Annotated in this window: 6 protein-coding genes; all 6 read left to right on the forward strand. The window is 73.0% G+C overall.

The genetic code is table 11. The features are described from left to right. Nucleotide 1 precedes the first annotated feature (1 nt). Nucleotides 2–754 carry a DUF3710 domain-containing protein gene (locus ACZ45Q_RS28620; protein WP_468266520.1) on the forward strand — a complete coding sequence of 251 codons (753 nt, stop codon included), beginning with the start codon at nucleotides 2–4 and terminating at the stop codon, nucleotides 752–754. Nucleotides 755–1,091: 337 nt separating this feature from the next. Then, the gene (locus ACZ45Q_RS28625; protein ID WP_468266536.1) at nucleotides 1,092–1,760 is read left to right on the forward strand and encodes an ABC transporter ATP-binding protein; all 669 of its coding nucleotides are present in this window, start codon (nucleotides 1,092–1,094) and stop codon (nucleotides 1,758–1,760) included. A gap of 162 nt (nucleotides 1,761–1,922) precedes the next feature. Further along, the gene (locus ACZ45Q_RS28630; protein WP_468266522.1) at nucleotides 1,923–4,469 is read left to right on the forward strand and encodes an ATP-binding protein; all 2,547 of its coding nucleotides are present in this window, start codon (nucleotides 1,923–1,925) and stop codon (nucleotides 4,467–4,469) included. Then, nucleotides 4,466–5,149 (forward strand): response regulator, encoded by a 684-nt coding sequence (locus tag ACZ45Q_RS28635; protein ID WP_468266524.1) that lies wholly within the window; start codon nucleotides 4,466–4,468, stop codon nucleotides 5,147–5,149. Before ACZ45Q_RS28630 ends, ACZ45Q_RS28635 begins: the two co-directional genes overlap by 4 nt. A gap of 62 nt (nucleotides 5,150–5,211) precedes the next feature. Continuing rightward, nucleotides 5,212–5,610 carry an OB-fold nucleic acid binding domain-containing protein gene (locus tag ACZ45Q_RS28640; RefSeq protein WP_468266526.1) on the forward strand — a complete coding sequence of 133 codons (399 nt, stop codon included), beginning with the start codon at nucleotides 5,212–5,214 and terminating at the stop codon, nucleotides 5,608–5,610. Nucleotides 5,611–5,613: 3 nt separating this feature from the next. Then, entirely contained in the window at nucleotides 5,614–6,486 is an 873-nt protein-coding gene (locus tag ACZ45Q_RS28645; protein ID WP_468266528.1) for a DUF3159 domain-containing protein, read from the forward strand. Nucleotides 6,487–6,691 lie beyond the last annotated feature (205 nt).

The raw sequence follows: 6,691 nt of genomic DNA on the forward strand, positions 1-6,691 counted from the left end.
CGTGTTCGGACGTCGCAAGAGGAAGGGTGCCGCCGAGGACGCGGCCGGCGAGGCCGAGCAGGTCGTCGACAGCGTCGACACCGAGGCGGACGACGAGGGCGAGCGGGTGCGGCTCGAGCCCGGGCCGCGGCCCGACGGGCCCTGGGACAGCACCGAGGTCCGCGACCCGGCCGAGGGCCGGGTGGACCTGGGCGGCATGTTCGTGCCGGGCGTCGACGGCATGGAACTGCGGGTCGAGGTCGCGGGCGACGCGATCGTCGCGGCGACCGTCGTGCTGCGCGACAGCGCCGTCCAGCTCCAGGCCTTCGCCGCGCCCAAGCGCGAGGGCATCTGGTCCGAGGTGCGCGAGGAGATCGCGACCGGCATCACCCAGCAGGGTGGCATCATCGACGAGGTCGAGGGCCCGCTCGGCTGGGAGCTGCGCGCCCAGGTGCCGGTGCAGTTGCCGGACGGCACGGGCGGCTTCCAGGTCGTGCGCTTCGTCGGCGTCGACGGCCCCCGCTGGTTCCTGCGCGGGGTGATCTCCGGTCAGGGCGCGGTGCAGCCGGAGGCGGCCGGTCTGCTGGAGCAGATCTTCCGTGACACGGTCGTGGTCCGCGGCGAGGGCCCGATGGCGCCCCGCGACCCGATCGTGCTGAAGCTGCCGAACGACGCGCAGATGGTCCCCGAGGGCGTCCAGCAGGAGGAGGGTTCCCGCTTCTCCGGCGGCATGACCCGGCTCCAGCGGGGCCCGGAGATCACCGAGGTCCGGTGACGGCGGAGGGCCGTACACAGCCGTGAGCGAGGCCGGGCCCCGGATCGGGGGCCCGGCCTCTTTTTGTCATGCGCGGAACGTCCAGTCACTGCCCACCGGCGGGACACGGCCTCACTCGCCGGGCACGCTCTCCCCTTCTGCACCACCAGATGCAGAAGCCACAGAGCAACCTCGCAACCGTTGCCGGTGGGCGTCCCCCCCGCCCCCCGGCACCGCAACCGGCGGCAGAGGTCGGCGTGTGCGCGGTCGTTGAACCGGCGGCCGTTCCCCGGTGATACTGACGCCCGGTTCCGGCGGGGGAGGGCACGTGCCACAGGTGATCACGCAGACCGAGACCATGCTGCGCGTCGAGGACGTGCGCAAGTCCTACGGCCGCGGCGACGCCGCCGTGCACGCGCTGCGCGGCGTCTCCTTCGAGGTGCCCCGCGGGGAGCTGGTCGCCCTGAAGGGGCGCTCGGGGTCGGGCAAGACCACGCTCCTCAACATCGTCGGCGGCCTCGACAGCCCGGACGCCGGGCGCGTCACGGTCGACGGTGTCGAGCTGGGCGGGCTGGACGAGGACGGGCTGCTGGCCCTGCGCCGCGACCGGATCGGCTTCGTCTTCCAGTCCTTCGGGCTCATCCCGATCCTCACCGCCGCCGAGAACGTGGGCGTACCCCTGCGGCTGCGCCGGGCCGATCCGCGCGAGCGCGAGGAACGCGTCGACCTGCTGCTGTCCCTGGTCGGCCTCGCCGACCACGCCGCCCAGCGGCCCGGCGAGCTGTCCGGCGGCCAGCAGCAGCGGGTCGCCGTCGCCCGGGCCCTCGCCAACCGGCCCGCCCTGCTGATCGCCGACGAGCCGACCGGCCAGCTCGACGCGGAGACCGGGCACGCCGTGATGGAGCTGCTGCGGGCCGTCGTCCGCAGCGAACACGTCACCGCGCTGGTCGCCACGCACGACGCGACCCTGCTCGACCTGGCCGACCGTGTGCTGGAACTGCGCGACGGAGAGATCGTCGAGCAGTGATCGTCGAGCAGTGACGGCCGCCGGCGTCAGAGCAGTGACGACGGCCGGCGTCAGAGTTGCGTCAAAGACCGGTTCCGGGCGTACCCGGCCCGCATTTGTCGGGATTGTTGGCCGTAAGGTCGACGCTGCGCAGTCAGCAGTTGACCGGAAGACAATGAGGCCATGGGACGCGGCAAGCTACGGATCTACCTCGGGGCGGCACCGGGCGTGGGCAAGACGTACGCCATGCTCTCCGAGGCCCACCGCCGCGTCGAGCGCGGTACGGACTGCGTGGTGGCGTTCGTCGAGCACCACGGCCGGCAGCGCACCGAGGTGCTGCTCCACGGCCTGGAGCAGGTGCCCCGCCGGCGGCTGGAGCACCGCGGCGCCGCCTTCACCGAGATGGACCTGGACGCGGTGCTGGCCCGCCGCCCCAAGGTGGCCCTCGTCGACGAACTGGCGCACACCAACGTCCCCGGCACCCGCAACACCAAGCGCTGGCAGGACGTGGAGGAACTGCTGGCCGCCGGGATCGACGTGATCTCGACCGTCAACATCCAGCACCTGGAGTCGCTCGGCGACGTGGTGGAGTCGATCACGGGCGTACGGCAGCGGGAGACGGTGCCGGACGAGGTCGTGCGCCGCGCCGACCAGGTGGAACTGGTCGACATGTCCCCCCAGGCGCTGCGACGGCGCATGGCGCACGGCAACATCTACCAGCCGGACAAGGTCGACGCCGCGCTGTCCAACTACTTCCGCCCCGGCAACCTCACCGCGCTGCGCGAGCTGGCGCTGCTGTGGGTGGCGGACCGTGTCGACGCGTACCTGAAGCAGTACCGCAGCGACCACCGGGTGTCGCGGATCTGGGGCTCCCGCGAGCGGATCGTCGTCGGACTGACCGGCGGGCCCGAGGGCCGCACCTTGATACGCCGGGCGGCGCGGCTCGCCGAGAAGGGCGCCGGCGGCGAGGTGCTCGCCGTCTACATAGCCCGCAGCGACGGGCTGACCGCCGCGTCCCCGAAGGAACTGGCGGTGCAGCGCACCCTGGTGGAGGACCTCGGCGGCACCTTCCACCACGTGGTCGGTGACGACATACCGGCCGCCCTCCTGGACTTCGCGCGCGGCGTCAACGCCACCCAGATCGTCCTCGGCTCCTCGCGCCGCAAGAGCTGGCAGTACGTCTTCGGACCCGGCGTCGGTGCCACCGTCGCCCGCGAGTCCGGCCCCGACCTGGACGTGCACATCGTCACCCACGAGGAGGCCGCCAAGGGCCGCGGCCTGCCCGTGTCCCGAGGCGCCCGGCTGGGGCCGGCCCGGCTCGTCTCGGGCTGGCTGGTCGGCCTCGCCGGGCCGCTGCTGCTGACGCTGGTGCTGAACACCGTGCACCTGGGCCTGGCCAACGACGTACTGCTCTACCTGGCCCTGACGGTCGCCGCGGCCCTGCTCGGCGGGCTCTACCCGGCGCTCGCCTCGGCCGCGGTGGGGTCCCTGCTGCTCAACTGGTTCTTCACCGCGCCGGTCCACCGCATCACCATCTCCGACCCGAAGAACATGCTGGCGCTGGCGATCTTCGTCGGCGTCGCGGTCTCCGTGGCCTCCGTCGTCGACCTGGCGGCCCGTCGCACCCACCAGGCGGCCCGGTTGCGCGCCGAGTCGGAGATCCTGTCCTTCCTGGCCGGCGACGTCCTGCGCGGTGAGACCAGCCTGGAGGCACTGCTCGAACGGGTGCGCGAGACGTTCGGCATGGAGTCGGCCGCCCTGCTGGAGCGGACGGACGACGTCGCGCCCTGGACCTGCGCCGGCCGCGCGGGCACCGGCCCGGCGGTGCTGCGCCCCGAGGACGCCGACGTCGACATGCCGGTCGGGGACCACATGGCGCTCGCGCTGACCGGCCGGGTGCTGCCCGCCGCGGACCGCCGGGTGCTGGCCGCGTTCGCCGCCCAGGCCGCCGTCGTCCTGGACCGGCGGCGGCTGCGCGAGGAGGCCGACCGGGCCCGCGCGCTGGCCGAGGGCAACCGCATCCGCACGGCCCTGCTCGCGGCCGTCAGCCACGACCTGCGCACGCCGCTGGCCGGCATCAAGGCCGCCGTCACCGGGCTGCGCTCCGAGGACGTGGCATGGTCCGAGGAGGACCGGGCCGAGCTGCTGGAGGGCATCGAGGAGGGCGCGGACCGCCTCGACCACCTGGTCGGCAACCTGCTCGACATGTCCCGGCTCCAGACCGGTACGGTCACGCCGCTGATCCGCGAGATCGACGTCGACGAGGTGGTGCCGATGGCGCTCGGCGGGGTGCCCGAGACGGCCGTGGACCTGGACATCCCCGAGTCGCTGCCCATGGTCGCCGTGGACGCGGGGCTGCTGGAGCGGGCGATGGCCAACCTGGTGGAGAACGCCGTCAAGTACAGTCCCCCCGGCCGGCCGGTGCTGGTCGCCGCCAGCGCCCTCGCCGACCGGGTCGAGGTGCGGGTCGTGGACCGGGGGCCCGGCGTCCCGGACGAGGCCAAGGACCGCATCTTCGAGCCCTTCCAGCGGTACGGCGACGCTCCGCGCGGCTCCGGCGTGGGGCTCGGGCTGGCCGTGGCCCGCGGGTTCGCCGAGGCCATGGGCGGCACCCTGGAGGCGGAGGACACACCCGGCGGCGGCCTGACCATGGTCCTCACCCTCCGCGCGGCGGGCTCGCCCCCCGAGCTCCTTCCCGCCCCGACAGCAGAAAGGCAGGCTGCCCGATGACCCGGGTGCTCGTGATCGACGACGAGCCGCAGATCGTGCGCGCCCTCGTGATCAACCTCAAGGCGCGCCACTACGAGGTGGACGCCGCGCACGACGGCGCCACCGCCCTGCGGCTCGCCGCGGCCCGCCACCCCGACGTGGTGGTCCTCGACCTCGGCCTGCCCGACATGGACGGCGTGGACGTGATCAAGGGCCTGCGCGGCTGGACCCGGGTGCCCGTCCTGGTGCTGTCCGCCCGGCACTCCTCCGACGAGAAGGTCCAGGCGCTGGACGCGGGCGCCGACGACTACGTCACCAAGCCCTTCGGCATGGACGAACTGCTGGCCCGGCTGCGGGCGGCCGTCCGCCGGGCCGAGCCGGTGCCCGGCGGTGAGGAGGAGGTGCTGGTGGAGACCGCGGACTTCACCGTCGACCTCGCGGCGAAGAAGGTCGCCCGGGGCGGCAAGGACGTCCGGCTGACGCCCACGGAGTGGCACCTGCTGGAGGTGCTGGTGCGCAACACCGGCCGGCTGGTCAGCCAGAAGCAGCTGCTCCAGGAGGTGTGGGGCCCGTCGTACGGCACGGAGACCAACTATCTGCGCGTCTACATGGCCCAGCTGCGCCGCAAGCTGGAGGCGGACCCCTCCCACCCGCGGCACTTCATCACCGAGCCCGGCATGGGCTACCGGTTCGAGAAGTGACCCTCGCGATACCGGTGCCGTGGGGGTGCCTGGCCGTCGGTGGGCCCCGGTAGGCTTCAGGTATGAGTGGTGTCCCTCGTTCCGGCAAGCCGGCGGGCCGGTTCCGGCGCATGTTCGACCGGCTCTCCTCCTCCCAGGAGGACCTGGAGTCCGAGGAGCTGCGGGAGGACGCGGACACGGCCGGCTGCACCCGCATCTGCGACTGCCAGGACCGGCAGATCGTCTCGGTTACTGGTACCTTGCGCACGGTCACCCTGCGACCGCGGGCGGGCGTCCCCGCCCTGGAGGCCGAGCTGTTCGACGGCTCCGCCGCGCTGGACGTGGTGTGGCTGGGCAGGCGCTCCATCGTGGGCATAGAGCCGGGGCGCAGGCTCATCGCATCGGGCCGGATCTCGATGAGCCGGGGCCGCCGGGTGCTGTTCAACCCGAAGTACGAACTACGACCCCTCGGACGGGAGTAGCCGGTGACGTCCCTCGACAAGCCGACCGAAGACACGAAAGCGGACGAAGCGGGCGACTCGCGGGCGGTGACGGAGGCCGCCCTCTTTGAAGCCTTCGGCGGCGTGCGGGGCATGATCGAGACGGTCCTGCCGGGCCTGCTCTTCGTCACGATCTACACGATCAACAACGACCTCCATCTGTCCGCGATCGCGGCACTGGCCGTCTCGCTGGTGCTGGTGGTCGTCCGGCTGGCGATGAAGGACACCATCAAGCACGCCTTCAGCGGTGTCTTCGGTGTCGCCTTCGGCGTCGTCTTCGCGATGATGACCGACAACGCCAAGAACTTCTATCTGCCCGGCATGCTCTACACGCTGGGCCTGGGCCTGGCGTACATCATCACCACGCTCGCCGGTGTGCCCCTGATCGGCCTGATCCTCGGCCCGGTCTTCAAGGAGAACCTCTCCTGGCGCACCCGCAACCCGGGTCGCAAGAAGGCCTACGCCAAGGCCAGCTACGCGTGGGGCGCGATCCTGCTCGCCAAGTGCGCGATCCTCTTCCCCCTGTACTGGTGGGCGGACACCGAGCAGCTCGGCTGGGTCCTGGTCACCCTCAAGATCCCGCCGTTCCTGCTGGCGGTATGGCTGACCTGGGTGTTCCTGGCCAAGGCGCCGGCCCCCATCGACGTGTTCGCGGAGATGGAGGCGGCGGAGAAGGCCGAGAAGGAGCGCGAGGAGCGCCGGGCCGCGGAGCGCGAGCAGCAGGAGGCGGAGCGGCGACGCACCGCGGAGATCTTCGGCGAGGTCATGGAACCCGCCGTCGACGACACCCTCCGCCGTCTCACGGACGGCGACGGCGACGCGGCCGACGCCCGCGGCGGCAGGCACCGCGAGGCGTGACGCCGGCGCGGTCACCGCGAGGCGCGACGCCCGCGCGGTGGCGCCGTACGGCCAGGACATCGCGTACACGACGGTGGGGGGGAAACAAAAACCCCGGACCCCCCCCCCCCCCACCCCCCCCCCTCCCCCCCCCCCCTCCCCCCCCCCCCCCCCACCCCCCCCCCCCCCCCCCCCCCCGCACACCCCCCCCCCCCCCCCCCCCCCG

The organism is Streptomyces sp. NPDC031049 (genome assembly GCF_055571015.1).

What these genes read in the sequence shown, in the direction of transcription:
- ACZ45Q_RS28625 (WP_468266536.1), top strand. Translation starts at nt 1,092, where the DNA reads ATGCTGCGCGTCGAGGACGTGCGCAAGTCCTACGGCCGCGGCGACGCC.
- ACZ45Q_RS28630 (WP_468266522.1), top strand. Translation starts at nt 1,923, where the DNA reads ATGGGACGCGGCAAGCTACGGATCTACCTCGGGGCGGCACCGGGCGTG.
- ACZ45Q_RS28635 (WP_468266524.1), top strand. Translation starts at nt 4,466, where the DNA reads ATGACCCGGGTGCTCGTGATCGACGACGAGCCGCAGATCGTGCGCGCC.
- ACZ45Q_RS28640 (WP_468266526.1), top strand. Translation starts at nt 5,212, where the DNA reads ATGAGTGGTGTCCCTCGTTCCGGCAAGCCGGCGGGCCGGTTCCGGCGC.